This window comes from Leclercia sp. M50, assembly GCF_037150775.1.
Classification (GTDB): domain Bacteria; phylum Pseudomonadota; class Gammaproteobacteria; order Enterobacterales; family Enterobacteriaceae; genus Enterobacter.
On the sequence record NZ_JBBCPK010000015.1, the window covers coordinates 47,276 to 64,028 of the forward strand.

The 16,753-nt window shown below is 54.3% G+C and carries 15 protein-coding genes and 1 pseudogene; 3 read left to right on the forward strand and 13 right to left on the reverse strand.

Annotation, left to right across the window (positions count from 1 at the left end):
• Positions 1-169: 169 nt before the first annotated feature.
• Both WFM46_RS05810 and uxaC read right to left on the reverse strand, forming a co-directional pair.
• Positions 170-1,717 carry an MFS transporter gene (locus WFM46_RS05810; protein WP_180209805.1) on the reverse strand — a complete coding sequence of 516 codons (1,548 nt, stop codon included), beginning with the start codon at positions 1,715-1,717 and terminating at the stop codon, positions 170-172.
• Between the two features lie 14 nt (positions 1,718-1,731).
• Positions 1,732-3,147: a glucuronate isomerase gene (uxaC, locus tag WFM46_RS05815; RefSeq protein ID WP_336997227.1), complete on the reverse strand. Its 1,416-nt coding sequence runs from the start codon at positions 3,145-3,147 to the stop codon at positions 1,732-1,734.
• 463 nt (positions 3,148-3,610) lie between these two features.
• On the opposite strand from uxaC, the gene uxuA reads away from it, so the two are divergent.
• Positions 3,611-4,684 carry a mannonate dehydratase gene (uxuA, locus tag WFM46_RS05820; protein ID WP_103178405.1) on the forward strand — a complete coding sequence of 358 codons (1,074 nt, stop codon included), beginning with the start codon at positions 3,611-3,613 and terminating at the stop codon, positions 4,682-4,684.
• A 110-nt stretch (positions 4,685-4,794) separates the two neighbouring features.
• Here the strand turns inward: uxuA and WFM46_RS05825 are convergent, their stop codons facing one another.
• The 6 genes and pseudogenes from WFM46_RS05825 to WFM46_RS05850 form a co-directional block, all read right to left on the reverse strand.
• The gene (locus tag WFM46_RS05825; protein ID WP_442913449.1) at positions 4,795-6,618 is read right to left on the reverse strand and encodes a glycoside hydrolase family 15 protein; all 1,824 of its coding nucleotides are present in this window, start codon (positions 6,616-6,618) and stop codon (positions 4,795-4,797) included.
• Positions 6,619-6,775: 157 nt separating this feature from the next.
• Positions 6,776-7,720 carry a helix-turn-helix domain-containing GNAT family N-acetyltransferase gene (locus WFM46_RS05830; protein WP_336997229.1) on the reverse strand — a complete coding sequence of 315 codons (945 nt, stop codon included), beginning with the start codon at positions 7,718-7,720 and terminating at the stop codon, positions 6,776-6,778.
• Positions 7,721-7,763: 43 nt separating this feature from the next.
• The gene (locus tag WFM46_RS05835; protein ID WP_336997230.1) at positions 7,764-8,105 is read right to left on the reverse strand and encodes a DUF1294 domain-containing protein; all 342 of its coding nucleotides are present in this window, start codon (positions 8,103-8,105) and stop codon (positions 7,764-7,766) included.
• 63 nt (positions 8,106-8,168) lie between these two features.
• Entirely contained in the window at positions 8,169-8,630 is a 462-nt protein-coding gene (locus WFM46_RS05840) for a GNAT family N-acetyltransferase (RefSeq protein WP_336997231.1), read from the reverse strand.
• Between the two features lie 109 nt (positions 8,631-8,739).
• Positions 8,740-10,515 (reverse strand): annotated as a pseudogene (locus tag WFM46_RS05845) (diguanylate cyclase); the annotation flags it as partial.
• A 14-nt stretch (positions 10,516-10,529) separates the two neighbouring features.
• Positions 10,530-11,639, reverse strand: a complete 1,110-nt coding sequence (locus WFM46_RS05850; protein ID WP_103178409.1) for an AI-2E family transporter — start codon at positions 11,637-11,639, stop codon at positions 10,530-10,532.
• Positions 11,640-12,115: 476 nt separating this feature from the next.
• Between WFM46_RS05850 and mmuP the strand changes: the two genes are divergently transcribed.
• Positions 12,116-13,513, forward strand: a complete 1,398-nt coding sequence (gene mmuP, locus WFM46_RS05855) for an S-methylmethionine permease (protein ID WP_336997232.1) — start codon at positions 12,116-12,118, stop codon at positions 13,511-13,513.
• Positions 13,500-14,432: a homocysteine S-methyltransferase gene (gene mmuM, locus WFM46_RS05860; RefSeq protein ID WP_336997233.1), complete on the forward strand. Its 933-nt coding sequence runs from the start codon at positions 13,500-13,502 to the stop codon at positions 14,430-14,432. Before mmuP ends, mmuM begins: the two co-directional genes overlap by 14 nt.
• A 274-nt stretch (positions 14,433-14,706) precedes the next feature.
• Here the strand turns inward: mmuM and WFM46_RS05865 are convergent, their stop codons facing one another.
• From WFM46_RS05865 to WFM46_RS05885, 5 genes are all read right to left on the reverse strand, one after another.
• Positions 14,707-15,207 (reverse strand): Hcp family type VI secretion system effector, encoded by a 501-nt coding sequence (locus WFM46_RS05865; protein ID WP_103178412.1) that lies wholly within the window; start codon positions 15,205-15,207, stop codon positions 14,707-14,709.
• A gap of 2 nt (positions 15,208-15,209) precedes the next feature.
• On the reverse strand, positions 15,210-15,542 hold the full coding sequence (locus WFM46_RS05870; RefSeq protein ID WP_180210300.1) for a putative T6SS immunity periplasmic lipoprotein: 333 nt from the start codon (positions 15,540-15,542) through the stop codon (positions 15,210-15,212).
• The gene (locus tag WFM46_RS05875) at positions 15,539-16,102 is read right to left on the reverse strand and encodes a type IV secretion protein Rhs (RefSeq protein WP_180210299.1); all 564 of its coding nucleotides are present in this window, start codon (positions 16,100-16,102) and stop codon (positions 15,539-15,541) included. The genes WFM46_RS05870 and WFM46_RS05875 overlap by 4 nt, the downstream gene beginning before the upstream one ends.
• A 166-nt stretch (positions 16,103-16,268) precedes the next feature.
• Positions 16,269-16,583, reverse strand: coding sequence for a hypothetical protein (locus WFM46_RS05880; RefSeq protein ID WP_180210298.1), 315 nt, complete (start codon positions 16,581-16,583; stop codon positions 16,269-16,271).
• A gap of 11 nt (positions 16,584-16,594) precedes the next feature.
• Positions 16,595-16,753 (reverse strand): TOBE domain-containing protein (locus WFM46_RS05885; protein WP_336997234.1); only part of this gene is annotated, 159 nt, incomplete at its 5' end.

Sequence of the window (16,753 nt, forward strand, 5' to 3'; positions counted from 1 at the left end):
GGTATGCAAAGGGGAAATAACGGTCAAAGAGGGCGCGACGTTGTCGTCTTTTTTTAAACGTTAAGCATAGACGGCGATGTTGGTGGGATTATTCTTAAATCCAGCAGGGGGTTAAACAGGGCAGGAAAGGGTCGGCAGCGGGCGGGGCAAAGCCTGCTGCCGACGGGGGTTAGCCGTTCAGCGCGGAACCGGGCGTCGCAGAGGTCACATACTCTGCGGACACGGGATTCCACAGCTCGTCATAGGAATAGCCCGTGAGGTCTTCCACGACATGGCGAGCCTCGGGCGTGACATCCTGTTTGCGGCCATGTGCCTTCAGGCGTTCAATTTCATCTACAAAGATCTTGTGCGTGCGCTTGTTCAGATGGAAGGTGAGCGCCTGCCACAGGGCAATAATCAGCAGACCGGCGGTACCCACAAACAGCAGCAGGGCGATGGTATTGATGGCTTCCTGTGGCTGAACCTGGCTCCCTTTCACGAAGCCGCCGCTCTGCAGGAACAGACCCACCGCAAAGGTCGCAATGGCGACCGTAGTCTTACGGGAGAAGGTCATTACCGCCGCAAACAGCCCTTCACGACGCTGACGCGTGATCATTTCGTCGATATCCGGAATAAACGGGAAGACGTTCCATGGGGTAAATTCCAGCACGCAGCGGCCCACCTGATAAACCCCGGCGAGGATCACCAGCAGCATCACTTTGTGGTCTGTCGGGAACTGATAGACCAGGAAGAACCCGCCGAGACAGAGCAGCATGACAGAGTAAGCAAAGACATAAAGACGTGACGGGCCATATTTGATGATTGCCACGCCTGCCGCCAGCGTAACCGGCAACCCGACGATGCTCATAGAGAGCAGGGAGCCCGCCAGCGAGGAGGAAACGCTCAGACAGTAGACGCAGAAGAAGACGAAAACCGTGTTGTAAACATCCTTGGCGGTAAAGGAGAAAAGATAGATGGCGAGGTGTTTACGGAACGCGCGAACCTTCAGCGTTGAAGCGTACTCCTTAAACAGATTGCCTACGGCGGCGAGTTGCTCAGCGGCTGTTTTTGCCTGTGGCGCTTTTTCCATTTCTGCCAGCATTTCTGGGGTTAACTCTCGTTCCCATGTAACTTTCCAGGAGATAAACACGCAGACGGTGAACAGCACGGCAAACACCACGCCGTTGATCAGATAAGCATCGGCATTGTGATCGCCCAGCCAGCCAATCAGCAGGCCTGGAATAAAGGTCGCGAGGAACGTTCCGGAGGCTGACAGGAACATACGGCAGGTGGAAAGTTTGGTACGGTCGTTAAAGTCTTTGGTCATTTCCGATGGCAGCGTTTCCCATGGGATCAGCACCATTGCAGCAATGATTTCAAAGGCCAGATAGACGGCGAGATAGAACCAGAAATTCATCCCGTTCAGCCAGAGCAGAATATAAACCAGCATCAGCGGCGCACCGATCAGCAGAAAGAACCGCCGGCGACCAAATTTTTTGCCCAGATAATTTTTATAAAAATGATCCGTAAAACTGCCCATAAACAGGCTGACGATCGCGTCGACAATACGGGCGATAGCGACGATAGAGGCTGCTTCAATCGGCGACAGACCGACAAAGGTGGTATAGAAGAAAAGCAGCCAGGCACCAATAACGGTAAAAGCCCCGCCACCCATGATATCTGTCAGACCATAGCCGATACTGACAGGAATAGTGACTTTTCTCTTCTTAAGCGACATAGGTTATTCCTGCCTCAGGCTTGAGCAAAACAAAAATAGCGGCGTGCGTTTTCAACACAGATGCCGCGAATCATGGAAGCAAGGATCGCTTCATCGTTCGGGACTTCCCCTCTCTCTACCCAGCCGCCAATCAGATCGCAGAGGATCCGGCGGAAGTAATCGTGACGGGTATAGGAGACGAAGCTGCGGGAGTCGGTGAGCATGCCAATAAAATTGGCCAGTAAACCCTGATCGGCCAGGGTGTTAAGCTGGCTAACCATGCCGCGGCGCGTATCGTTAAACCACCAGCCGGAACCAAATTGCAGCGGGGACTTCACGCCCTCTTCACCGCTCTGGAAATTGGCAAGGGTGGAGGCGACCACGTCGTTGTAGCTGGCGTTAAGGTTATAGAGGATCGTTTTTGGCAGACCGTCGTTTTCAGCCATGGCATTGAGCAGGGCGTTCAGGCTCCCGGCGAGATGGGGCTGATCGCCAATTGAATCAAAACCGCTATTAATGCCGACTTTGCGGAACATCGGCATGTTGTTGTTACGGATCGCACCGAAGTGAATCTGCATCGCCCAGCCGCGCTCTTTGTACATTCTGGCAAGCGCGACAAAAATGAGGCTATCCCACGCCTGGCGTTCATTTTCCGTCAGCGTTTCACCTGCCAGTCGGCGTTGGAACAGCGCGGCTTGCGCGGTTTCATCGAGACAGCAATAGTGCACTGCCAGCGGCCCGTGATCGGAAATTCGGCAGCCCACGGAGTGGAAGAAATCAATGCGTGACGCCAGTGCAGCCAGGAAGTGTTCGAGTGACGCGATCGATATGTCTGTTTTCTGCGCCAGCCGTTCGACAAAGGTCAGGAAGCGATCCGGGTCCGTCTCGAACAGTTCATCCGGGCGGAAGGTAGGCAGGACGAGAGTGGCAAAATCGCTCTGCGCTGCCAGTTGCTGATGGTAGTGCAGATCGTCAAGCGGGCCATCGGTAGTGCACAGCGCTTCAACGTTAGAGCGGCGAATTAATGCCTGGGGTAAAAAATCACTGCTACGTAACTGTTCATTACAGCGGCGCATAATTTCACGCCAGTTTTTGCTGTTGAGGGTGTCGTCGATATTAAAATAGTGCTTCAGTTCGAGATGGGTCCAGTGGTAAAGCGGATTGCCAAAACTGGCTTCAACGGTTTGCGCCCAGGCTTCGAATTTTTCTTCCGCACTGGCATTACCGGTAATTTTCCGTTCAGGGATCCCATTCGCGCGCATGGCACGCCATTTGTAATGATCGCCCTCCAGCCATAGCTGAGTCATATCGGTAAAGGGTTTATTTTCCCATATCGCTTTTGCATCAAGATGACAATGATAATCAATAATGGGTAGCGATTTTGCCAGTTCAGAATATAGCTTCTGCCCTGTGATGTTGTTGATCATAAAGCTATTATTAATCAGTGACATAAAGTCTCCGTGAGCGCAGTTTTTTATAACCTAAACACCGCCCTTTTTGGCCGAAGCAGGCCAACGGCGCATGTCTTATGCCATAAACATTAAACCTCTCACGGATTACAAGTCTACTACCATACAAGTATAAATAAAAAAGTGTGACTCATATCATAGTCATCAAATGTTATTTATTTGTTCTTTTTGGCGAGGGTTGTGTTTATTTGTGCATTTCTGAATGTAAATAGCAGAATATATATTACATAATGCTTTTCTTATTAAAATCTTTCACAAAATAACAACCTTTACTGCAAGGGTTATTTCTTCTAACGGGGAGGCAGGCTTCCACCGCGTTGCAGGGTAAAAGAGACGTTATTTTTCCGGCGAGGCTTGATCTCATAAAAATTACTGAATATGCTTTTTCATACTAGTATGGTACTTATTCAGAACGCGAAAACGTAACGACAAAGGTGGAAGCAAAATGCAGATGACAATGCGCTGGTTTGGGCCTCAGGAGGATAAAATTCCCCTTGAGTATATTCGACAGGTGCCCGGGGTTGAGGGTGTCGTGGGGGCATTGTATGACGTTGCGCCCGGAGAGATCTGGCCGGTGGAAAAAATTAAGGCTCTGGTAGAGCAGGCTCATGCCGCAGGGTTAACGATGGAGGTGATCGAAAGCGTCAACATCCACGATGACATCAAAATCGGCACCCCCGAGCGCGACCGTTACATTGAGAACTACAAACAAACCATCCGTAATCTGGCGGGTTTTGGCGTAAAGGTTATCTGTTATAACTTCATGCCGGTCTTTGACTGGATGAAAACAGACATGAACTACCGCCTTCCGGATGGCTCCCTGACCATGGCATTCGAAAAACAGGGGATAGATAAGACCCTGGAGGAGGTGGTGAAGGAGGTTCTGGATAATTCGAATGGTTTCGCGTTGCCAGGATGGGAACCGGAGCGTCTGGCAAAAGTGCAGGAATTATTTGCTCGCTATAACGGCGTGGATGACGACAAGCTGCGTGAAAACCTGTTTTACTTTCTGCGTGAAATTATTCCTGTTTGTGAAGAAGTTGGCGTGAAAATGGCGATCCATCCCGATGATCCTCCGTACTCTATTTTCGGACTGCCGCGAGTGGTGAAAAATTACACCGATCTGGCAATGATTTGCGATGCGGTTGACTCCCCCTCTAATGGGATAACGCTGTGTACCGGCTCTATTGCTGAAGATCCGGACAATGACGTGTACGAAATTCTGGCCGAATTCACCCGCCGTAAGCGTCTCCATTTTGCCCATGTGCGTAATATTAAGTTAATTAAGGATAAAGACTTCTACGAGTCTGCTCATCCTTCCCGGTATGGTTCACTGGATATGTATCGCGTTATGCAGGCTCTGCATGATAACGGTTTCGATGGCTATATCCGCCCGGATCATGGCCGCTTTATCTGGGGTGAAGAGGGCCGCCCGGGCTACGGTCTGTACGATCGTGCATTGGGTGTCACTTACCTGATGGGGCTGTGGGAAGCGCTGGAAAAGAAAAACAAAAATTAACTGAAAAGCGTGCTCACTTGGTGACGGCATTTCATGCTTGTCTGTTTTTGAACAGACAAGCATGATGACAGACTGTTATCCAGCGCGCTGGCGTACCACTTCCGCTCTCGCTATTTATCCTTCCGGTGATCGCTGATGGCCTGCGCCGCGCAGATCAGCGCCAGATGGCTTAACCCCTGGGGCATGTTGCCAACCCATTCGCCGGTGCGGGTATCGAACATCTCATTAAAGGTTTCGACATTGCCGCGATGGCACAGGGTATTGAGAATTTCATCCATGTTCGCTTCCGCCAGCGCCGGTTCACCCATGGAGGCCCAGGCTTCAGCCAGCCAGAAGGCGCAGGCGATAAAGGTGCTCTCCTCCTGCTCAACGCCGCTGTAGCGGTAGATCATTGCGCTGTTATGGCCCAGCTCGCGATAGATCGCCTCATAGGTGAGCTTCATGCGCTTCGGGTTGACCTTCACACCGTAGCGTGACACCAGGGTGAGTGACACATCAAGCAGCCCACCATCGCCGCTGTAAAAGCAGTAAGACTGATGGGTTTCGGACCAGCAGTGTTCTTCAATCCAGTCGCGGATCCTGTCCCGCTCCCGCGCCCAGCGCGCTTTCCATGTGGGTTCGATATGGCTGCCCTCCGCCAGTACCACGGCGCAGTCCAGCGCCAGCCAGCAGGACATTTTTGAGTGGGTATAGTGCCGCTCTTCCGGCAGTTCCCAGATCCCCGAATCCTTCATGCGCCAGCGATCGGCGCACTGATTGGCAAGATGCCCTAAAAAGCGCGACGTGCCCGTATCCAGAATATGGCCCGCCTCGACGAACAGTTTTGCCACCCCCAGCATATCGCCATACATGCTCAGCTGGCGCTGGGTTCGGGCATTATTGCCCAGGCGTACCGGCTGCGAATCCCGGTAGCCCTGGAGCTCCGCGTACTTCTCTTCCGGCACCAGCTCGCCGTCGAGGGTGTAGCAGGCCCGCATCTCCGGGCCGTGTTTGATGATGGTTTTCGACAGCCAGGAGAAGGCCGCCTTACACTCTTCAAGGGTGCCAAGATAGGTAAAGGCTTTGATGATCAGGCAGGCATCGCGCACCCAGGCAAAACGGTAATCATAGTTTTTACTGCCGCCGGGCCCCTCCGGCAGAGAGGTGGTGGCCGCCGCCGCCAGCGCGCCGGTAGGAGAGTACCAGAGGAACTTCAGCGCCAGCGCGGAGCGGATAACGTGATCTTTGTACAGGCCATCATATTTCAGCCCCTTCACCCAGTCCTGCCACGCGGTGTGGCTGGTCTCAATGCGGTTATCAATCGCCTCGATATCGGGCACCGCCAGCGGCTCACTCTGCGTCACCAGCAGTGCGACCAGCTCCCGGCTCCCTTTTTTCAGAACGATTTCCGCCTCGACCTCTTCATCATCGGCATGGGTAATGACTACGTTTTTGCTGGTGTGCAGCATCGCCATCAGGTCGCCAATATGATAAACGCTGCCCTTGAAGGTATCGGAGCGCCAGGGCGAGCGGGTTTCGATCATCGTTCCGAACCGCAGATGAAGCCTGAACGTCACGGTGCCGCGGAGGCCTTCCAGACGGCGCGCCAGCTCACTCCAGGGCAGGCGGCCCGCCAGAGTACTGTTAATGGATTCGGTTAACAGAACCGTGCCGCCTTTCGTCTCATAGCGGGTTTCCAGAATGTTGCTGTCATCGCGATAGGCGCGCGAGACGGTGTATTCATCCGCAGGTGTCAGGCTGAAAAAACCACCGATGTTGGGATCCAGTAACCGGTCGAAGAGGGGCGGGGAATCGAGATTGGGCGCGCCCCACCAGTCGATCGAGCCATCCGGGGCGATGAGCGCTACCGAGCGTCCTTCGCCGATAGCAGCATAGTCCCCGAGGCTAACGAACCCGTTATCACGTTGGGGCATGTCGTATTTCGCATTTTTCAAATGAGCGATCCCTTTATGCAGGCGTAAGTCGTGCGAGGTGATGTGACGGCTGGGTATGCGACACAGTCGGCTCCTTGCGTTTCGTTGATGACATAAAGCCTGGCATAATGAGACCGTTATCGCGCTTTCAGAGGATGAAATAGCGCATTAACGCCGTTCACTTGCGCGTAAACTGCTGCTCGGTAATCGTGCTACCCCACTGATCGCCTTGCCACTCTTTCGATAATGTAAAACCGAACGATTCATACAGGCGTCGCGCCGCCGTCAGCTTGTTAAAGGTCCACAGCTGAACGGCGGAGAACTGCTTTTGGTCGCAAAATATCATCGCTTCGGCAATCAGCTTTCTGCCCACGCCGCTGCCGCGACAGCCATCATCCAGGATAAACCAGCGCAGATGCGCCTCGTTGTTGCCCAGGTCTTCACCATCAATGGCGACAGATCCGACGATGCGCCCGTTCAACATTGCCAGCCAGATTTGGTTGCACGGCTTCTCCAGACGGCCTGAAAATTCCGCCAGGCCAGCGGCGACTTTACTCTCAAAGAAACTGCCGAAATGGTGTTCGCGGGCATAAAAGCTGCCGTGCATTTCCGTTATGCGGCCAATCATGCCCGGATGATAGCCAGAGACGATGGTGATCGTGCTCTTCTCATCCAGGCTGGAATCATCGCGGCAGGCTTTCAGGGCCTGGGCATAAATGCTCAGACCCTTTGAAACGACGCGCTGCTGGCTGGAGTCCATTTTTTGCAGGGCAGAGATGACGCGTTCATTCCCGTAGGCATTAATCCTGCGCACCGTTTCCCGGCCCTGAGGGCTAAGGCTCAGCTGCTTAAATCGCGCATCTTCGCTGGAGAACGTTTCCTCCAGCTCACCGGCCTTAACGAGTTTCGCGAGCATACGGCTGACGCTGGATTTCTCAAGCCCCAGGATCTGCACGATCCCGGCTGCGGTCAATGAGCTCCGGGCTTCGATTTCCAGCAAGGTATGCACCACAGAAGGGGAGTAGTCCGTTGCCGCCAGCGTGTGGTTCATAAAACCGAGTTCCCGCACCATCAGGCGTGACGAGATACGGATCTCTTCAACAATCGACGAATCAGCCATCATTAACCTTAACGTGTAAAAAATAGTTGTGTTATACAACTATGTTTCACAAGTGGCTGTCAATCAAGGCCAGAGCCGCCAGCAGTACCGCGACGTTGAGTACTACGCTGATCATAAACCAGGTTTTAAACGGCTGTTTTTGGGTTTTATGGCGAAACAGCTGCTGGCCGAGGATCGCCCCGGGCCATCCGCCCACCAGGCCACATATCAGCAGCGTGGCTTCAGGCACCCGGCGCCAGGCCTTGCGGGCCGCCATTTTATCTGCGCCGTAAATCATAAATGTCAGCGCGCTGGTGAGCACAAACCAGATGGCTAAAGGGGAGGGCGATAACGCACTGCCCGCAGCGGCCAGGGCCAGAAGAAAATAACAGAGATAATTGAGAGGCATAGGGCAGCAACGGCATGAGCGAACAGGGGAGGGCAATGATACGCGATTCTGACGAGGGAGTAATCAGGCCTGATCCGTTAACCGCTTTGCCAGGCAAATCGCCTCTTCTCGTCCGATATAGGGGCCATAGTTATCTATCTGGGCATAGCCATGCTTCAGGTAGAACTGCACGGCGCGGGTGTTAATTTTTCGCGTCTCAAGCCACAGCTCACGATAGCCCATCGCCCGTGCCGCCTCTTCAAGCCAGGCAAGCATAGCCGCCCCTGTTCCCGGATAAGCGCGGTTCGAAAACATGCGTTTGAGTTCGGCGGTGTGATCCGAGAGGGGACGCAAGGCGCCGCAGCCGACGGGCTGATTGTTTTTATCTTTTGCCACCGCCCATACGGCCCGCGGCCCTGATACATCCTGAGCATTAAAATGACTTTTTCCGCTGTCACCGGTAATCGCGGCCAGCTCTGCGGAGAGCTGCTCAATTAGTGCCTGCGAGTCGGCTGAGGTCGGGCTGGATTTTTCGATGGTTAACATTTTTTAAGAGGGGCCGGGATCAGGTTCTGATGCCAGTATAGGGCATGACAAAAATCCCCATCCATACGGAAAAGTTGTGATGCCCATAATCAGAGGCCCACCACCCCGTCTCCAGCATCCCGAAACTGACAACTCTGGAACGCCCCAGCTCCTTCGCCCGGTACAACGCCACGTCCGCGGCGCGCAGCAGGTTGTCGCTCTGGACGTGCTGCGGGTAGCTGGCAATACCGATCGACACATCCACCGTACCTATCTCCGTCAGCTCATAACGCAGCGCCAGGCTGTGCACGTTGGTATGGATTTCGGAGGCGCAGGCAAAGGCCGACGCCTCATCGGCACCCGGGAGCAGGACCAGGAACTCCTCCCCGCCATAGCGAAACGCCATCCCCCTGTCGCTGACCGCGCGCTGCACCACCGTCGCCACGCTTTTGAGCACCAGGTCGCCGGCATCATGACCAAACTTGTCGTTAATGGCTTTGAAGTGGTCGATATCGATCATCAGGCAGCTTACCGGCTGGCCGGTATGCTGCGCCTGACTCAACTGGGTACGCAGGGCATCCTCCAGATGATGACGATTGCGCAGATTGGTTAGCGGATCGAACAACGCTTTCTCCAGCAGGGCATCACGCAGGCGCTGGTTGGCCAGCGCCAGACCGAGCGCCTCGGCCATCAGCTCCAGATAGGCGCGGGATGGAGCCATCGCCGGGGTCACGTTCTGGAACGAGAGCAGGCCGATGGTCTCGCCCTGGGCAATCAGGGGAACGCAGAGCGCATGGCTGGCACAGGCGTCGGGGAGGTGGTAACAGGTAATATCCGGCTCGCCGGTCACTGGCGGATGACTCTGCCCGCGGCGCACGGCCCAGCACTGGTCCGGATGGAAGGGATCGGACTCACCCTGCGGGTCGAGCCATTCGGCGGCACAGTGCATCTGCCACGGCTCCCTTTCGAGAAGCCAGAGCTGTCCGGGAATGCCCGGCGCTATGCCGGGCGCGAACAGTTGCGCCACGTTCAGGACATCCTCGACGGACTCGCACCCTTGCAGCCGCTGCGTCATTCGCGCCAGCAGCTCGCGGATCGCCCAGTCGGCATCACGCTCTTTTTCCAGCCGCTGCCGTACCAGACCGTTTTCACGAAAGATACGGATCGCCTGGGCCATATCGCCAATCTCGTCGATCTGCCGGTAATCCGGGGCTTCGACCCCATAATCCTGAGACGCCAGTCGGTTGACCACATCACTCAGGCGCACCACCGGGCGCAGCACCCGGCGTTTGAGGATAAAACCGAGCACAAACAAAAACATTAGTGCGGTCAGGCCGACCATCACCTCGGAGAGGGTACGCAGCGCGCGGGATTTTGCCGTGGCATCCTCAATTGCCACATTGGTGCGGCGGTCCAGCATCTGACGAAAATGATCGAGCTTATTCTGGACCTGCTCCAGCTCGCTCTCGTAACGCTCGTTATAAAGCAGTTCAATGGCCTGAGGCTGCTGCCCGCGCCCGACGCTGGCGATAGCGCTCTGTTGCTCATCCTGCAGCGCATCGGCCATCTGCAAACCTTCGTGCAGCAGCGCCAGTTCATCATCGCTGGCACCCGCATCTTTCAGCTTTTGCAGGCGATGCTCAATTCTGACCATCGTTTCCGCTTTCTGGCGGTACTCCTCTGCCACCGCGGGATCCTGTTTAATGACGTACAACCGCGCCAGGTCGGAGAGCGCCCAGGCGTCAACTTCCACCTCTTCGGTGAGCTGATCGAAGACGTAGCGCTGTTCAACGGCCTGCCGCTCAACGCTTTCGGCGCTGGAGGCCATCAACATAGCCACGCCGGAAGCGATAGTCAGACAAACCGTGGCACCGTATGCCCAGTTAGTGATAGTGGCGATACGCACGTCTTATTCCTTCTTCATAAATCAGGCGAATTTTTCCCTTCCTCGATAATCGCATCGTCAATCTCTTCGGCATTACCGGCATGATCGCGACCCGAAAGCAGGTTCCAGCAGGCGATAAACAGCGCGGCGATTAACGGACCAATCACAAAACCGTTGATGCCGTAAATCTCCATCCCGCCGAGGGTAGTGATGAGGATAAGATAATCGGGCATTTTGGTGTCTTTTCCCACCAGCAGCGGGCGCAGCAGGTTATCCACCAGCCCCACCACCAGCACAAAGAAGCCGACGATAAACAGGCCCTGCCATAGCTGATGGGTGGCGAAGAGGAAAATAGCTGCCGGTACCCAGACGATGGCCGAGCCGACCGCCGGGATCAGCGACAGGAACGCAATCAGCGCGCCCCACAAGATGCTGCCATTAATACCGACTATCCAGAAGGCGATACCGCCCAGCACACCCTGGACCAGGGCCACCACGGCCGTGCCTTTTACCGTCGCTCTGGCAACCCCGGCAAATTTGGCAAACAGATGGTGTTTGGCGAAATTCGACAGCGGCAGGCTGTCGAGGATCTGGCGCACCAGCCACGGGCCATCTTTCAACAGGAAAAAGAGCAGATAGACCATTACGCCAAAGCTGATGGCGAAGCCAAAGGTGCCTTTACCAATCAGGAAGGCGCTGCCGGCAAGATATTGCCCGCCGCGTAACGCCGCTTCAGAGAGCTTTTGCTGGATCTGCGCGGCAGTGTCGAGATCATGCTCGATCATCAGCGCGCGCAGCCAGTCTGGCAGATGAGAGAAGAGACCAGCGAACACCCCGGAAAATTGGGTGTCGTTCTGCTGCAGGCGCGTGTAAACAATATTGAGTTCAAAGGCTAATGAGGAAAAGATCACCATCAGCGGAATAAAGACGATGAGGCAGATAAGCAGCACGCTCAGCAGCGCCGCCAGCCCGTTGCGATCCCCCAGTTTGATACGCAGGGTGTTTTTGACCGGGTAGAAAATTACCGCCAGGATAGCAGCCCACAGAATGGCCGAGAAGTAGGGCGACAGCACATCAAAAAACGCCCATGAGACCATCAGCAGTATCAGTATGAAGAAACCTTTGGTCAGTCCGTTAAATCGCATCAGCTCATCCTTTTTTAATGAAACACTACGACTATAGAGTGTTTTACGTAATTTAACATATTGCGATCTTCTGCCGGGTGGCGGCTGCGCCTTACCCGGCCTACGTGAATGAGTAGGCCCGCGCAAGCGCAGCGCCGCCGGGCAAGGCCCGCACCACCCGCCAGTCCGTAGGCCCGTGCAAGCGCAGCGCCGCCGGGCGACAGGCCGCACCACTCGCCAGTTTAGCGGCTAATAACCAGATACCACTTTCGCCTGACCGACGTGGGGCCCGGTGCGGTACATGCTGTAAGTAGCGATTTGCAGGAGGTGTCCTATGGCATGGCGACCCTATCTCTACGTGATTTATACGGTGCGGCCCCGTTTAAGCGCCCGTCGCGCGCGTCTTCGTCTGGTGCATGGCTAGCAATTTGTTAACAATCGCGGTATAAACACACCTTCTTTTGGATGTTTAGATGTCCATACGTATAGAAGGTGATATGCAAACAGAACAAAACGGACAGCTACAGCGCACCATGAAGACCCGCCACCTGATCATGCTGTCGCTTGGCGGCGTGATCGGCACCGGGCTCTTTTTTAATACGGGTTACATTATTTCCACCACCGGAGCGGCGGGCACGCTGCTGGCCTATCTGATTGGCGCGCTGGTGGTCTGGCTGGTGATGCAGTGCCTCGGCGAACTCTCCGTGGCGATGCCGGAGACCGGCGCCTTTCACGTCTATGCTGCGCGCTATCTCGGCCCGGCAACGGGCTACACCGTGGCGTGGCTCTACTGGCTCACCTGGACGGTAGCGCTGGGCTCGAGCTTTACCGCCGCCGGATTCTGCATGCAGTACTGGTTCCCGCAGGTGCCGGTCTGGATGTGGTGCGTACTCTTCTGCGCGGTCATTTTTGCCCTCAACGTCATCTCGACCCGCTTCTTTGCCGAAGGGGAGTTCTGGTTCTCGCTGGTCAAAGTGATCACCATCATCGCCTTTATTGTTCTGGGCGGCGCGGCCATCTTTGGCTTCATCCCGATGCAGGACGGTTCTCCCGCGCCGGGGCTCAGCAACCTTACCGCCGAAGGCTGGTTCCCGCACGGCGGCCTGCCGATCCTGATGACCATGGTGGCGGTTAACTTCGCCTTCTCCGGCACCGAGCTGATCGGCATTGCGGCGGGTGAAACCGAAAACCCGCACAAGGTGATTCCTGTCGCCATTCGCACCACCATTGCGCGGTTGATCATCTTCTTTATCGGCACCGTATTTGTGCTGGCGGCGCTGATCCCGATGCAGCAGGCCGGGGTGGAAAAAAGCCCGTTCGTGCTGGTGTTTGAGAAGGTGGGCATTCCGTATGCCGCGGATATCGTCAACTTTGTGATCCTGACGGCGATCCTCTCGGCGGCCAACTCCGGACTTTACGCTTCCGGGCGGATGCTGTGGTCCCTGTCGAATGAAAATACCCTGCCGCGCTGCTTTGCCCGGGTGAATAAAAACGGCGTGCCGCTAACGGCGCTGTCGGTGTCGATGCTCGGCGGCGTGCTGGCGCTCTTCTCAAGCGTAGTGGCCCCGGATACGGTGTTTGTCGCGCTGTCGGCGATTTCCGGTTTTGCGGTGGTGGCAGTGTGGATCAGCATCTGCGCCTCGCACTTTGTCTTCCGCCGTCGCCATCTGCAGGCGGGCAAACCGCTCGGCGATCTGCACTACCGCGCCCCGTGGTATCCGCTGGTGCCGGTACTGGGCTTTATCCTCTGCCTGGTGGCCTGCGTTGGCCTGGCCTTTGACCCGAGCCAGCGCATTGCCCTTTACTGTGGTTTGCCGTTTGTGGCGCTCTGCTATGGCGCGTACTACCTTACTCAAAATCTGAAAACCCAGGAGCCTGAACATGTCGCAGAATAATCCGCTTACCGCCCTCCTTGAAAGCCAGCCCTTTGTGGTTCTGGACGGGGCGATGGCAACGGAGCTGGAAGCGCGCGGCTGTAACCTGGCCGACAGCCTGTGGTCGGCGAAGGTATTAATGGAGGACCCGGAGCTGATCCGCGACGTACACCTCGACTACTTCCGTGCCGGGGCGCAGGTGGCGATCACCGCCAGCTATCAGGCCACGCCGGAGGGGTTTGCCGCCCGCGGGCTGGACGAGGCGCACTCCCGGGCACTGATTAGCAAAAGCGTTGAGCTGGCGCGCAAGGCGCGGGAAGCGTATCTGGCGGAAAACCCGCAGGCCGGCACGCGGCTGGTGGCCGGTTCGGTCGGGCCGTACGGCGCATTCCTGGCGGACGGGTCGGAATACCGCGGCGACTATCTGCGCAGCGCAGAGGTCTTTACCGCCTTTCATCGTCCGCGGGTAGAGGCGTTGCTGGATGCCGGGGCGGATCTGCTGGCCTGCGAAACCCTGCCATCGTTTGCTGAAATTAAGGCTCTGGCGGATCTGCTGACGGCCTACCCGCGCGCCCGGGCGTGGTTCTCGTTTACGCTGCGCGACAGTGAGCACCTGAGCGACGGCACGCCGCTGCGCGAGGTGGTGTCGGTGCTGGCGGCTTACCCGCAGGTGATTGCGCTGGGGATTAACTGTATCGCGCTGGAGAAGACCACCGCCGCGCTGCAACACCTGCAAAGCCTGACGGCGCTGCCGCTGGTGGTCTATCCGAACTCGGGCGAGCATTACGATGCGGTGAGCAAAACCTGGCATCATCACGGGGAGGCCTGCGAGACGCTGGCGGGGTATTTGCCGCAGTGGTTAGCGACAGGGGCGAAGCTGATTGGGGGGTGTTGCAGGACGACGCCGAAGGATATTGCTGAGATTACTGCCCGGCGCTGAGAATAGCGCTGCACTATCGGTTTCGGTTGAAGAACTTTCGTTAAAAATTCATTGCTCGGGCGGCTCTCTCTTCATTGATGGAGAGGGCTGGAGTGGTGAGGGAACGTTCGACTGAAGAGAGGGCCTTTCACCATACGTTGCTTGCTTTAAGGACCTAAGAAATATTGTGGAGCCTTTGTCCCTATGGGAGAGGCAGCAAATACGAAAACGGCAACCAAATTTGTAATGCCAGTCATTTAAGCCACTGACTGGCTCTGCGATTGCCCCATTTACTTTATTTTTGCGTCTCATTCGGTTTTGCTGGCTTCATCCATGCATCATCATATTTAATATTTCCTCTTACATAATTCCATTCAATACCTCGGAATCTAAGTCCCACTACTTCATGCATGTTCGGGGTAGTACTACCAGGATAATAAACATGAGTGAAATCTACAGAAGAAACGACAACACCCTCTAGCTTAATATTATAAATCTCCGTCTCTATTCCTGCTTCTACGATTTCATAATATTTAAGCACCGCTTTTTGAAATCTCTTTTGCTCACACACAGCGATAGCAAAGAAAGGGCTGGTTTTATCAAGTTGTTTATGAATTACTACAGGACTATGTTGTCTACATCCTGTCATGTTTCCTGTATTGCTGTCTACTGGCTGCCTTACGCCGTAACTACTATTCATAACTTCTATTGCACCCTCACGGCCTAAAGCCATGCAATCTCCTGGAATTTGCATTCCATTTTCATCATACAGAAATAAATAAGCTGGTAGTGACATAATTATCTGTTCCCATCGTTGTCGATAAAGAATGAATCAGAATAACTGACTCCATTTAAATTATATGCAATATTGTAGTTATATCCCTTTGGCAATTTAACGTTTACGCATGTGTCAGGATATGATAAAGATATATTATCTTTTGCTTCTAAAATTGTGTATTTTTTATTAGGCCAATAGTAAATGCTATAACGTTTTAGAATATCATTCTTGTTTATAGTAAAGCAGATGGTGTTACCTTGCATAAACACGCTACGATGTATTGATGCTGGTTTTCCTCCACCAGGGCAACCCGTAAGGATAACAATAAAAGGTAATGTGAGTAATCTCTTCATCCTGGAAATCCTTTCAAAACTGATTTGTATTTTCTAATTAGTTCATGAGTGGATACATTCGGATGATAATCTCTATATTCTGTTAAATATAACGTATCACTATTAAACCCATAGGTAAGAAGTAGCCAATAATCGCTGGCAATTGATGCTTGTTGTTCTAGCCCATAATGGAGGAAGTTAGCTTTGTCTAAACTGTAACTATAATCAGCCAAGCGAGAGAATAACCCTCTGGTTCTAACAAACATTCCCTTTTGTGCTTGCCATGCATGAACCATTTCATGCATAAATCTGTGTTTCTTCTGCAGGTCTCTTTCTAAAGAAAAATCCGGTGAATAGGTTCCCTCTCTAAACCATAATTCGCCGTCGGGAGCCATTGCAACATCTACGGGTTGCAGGTTGAATGGTAAATACCCTTCACGATGAACCCAAATGCGGCTATAGATCAGACTTTCACCAAATAAAGTCCTGGCTAGTGCAATTTCACCTATCGTTAGTTGTCTGACGCCACCGGGTACAATGGGTGTTCCTGATGTGGGTTTTATACTTTCATCAACTGGCATTTAGTATCCCTCTAATTGCTGTTGGCTTTGTATATTAATCGTACAGTATGCGACAGGCGAGAGGAAGCGTGGTTTACAGAAAAGTGCTTAAAATTAAAAGGCTTTAAGTGAAACAGGTAATGGCAACCGTAGGCCCGGCAAGCGCAGCGCCGCCGGGCATTAATCATTACGCCAGGAGTTCAATTACCCCCTCATCGGTTCTGAGCCAGCGCGGCATCTTGAGCGTATCGGCGTAGAAACTGACCCGTTCTCCGGGCAGATTCTGGATGACTCTTTCCACGTCCGTGGTGAGCGAGCCACTGATCAACTGCTGGGTCAGTACCTGGCAGTAGCGCCCGAGGTGATCGGCCTCGGGCTCAAAAACAGGGAGACGGGTCGGGAAATCCTTTACCGTCAGGCTTTCTTTTAACGTCTCCGGAACCACCACCGGAGCCGCATGCTCCCCCTCACCCCAGCCCTCTCCCACAGGAAGAGGGAACAAAACGGTGCCGTTTACGCCGCATCCGCCAGCACAAACATCCCATACGGATGGATCTCCAGGAAATACGCTTCCCCCACGTCCGGCTGCAGCCTTGTCGCGTTCACCTGCAACAAAATCTCCTGCCCGTGCCACTCCACAATCACCTCATACTGCGGCCCCATATAGGCGAC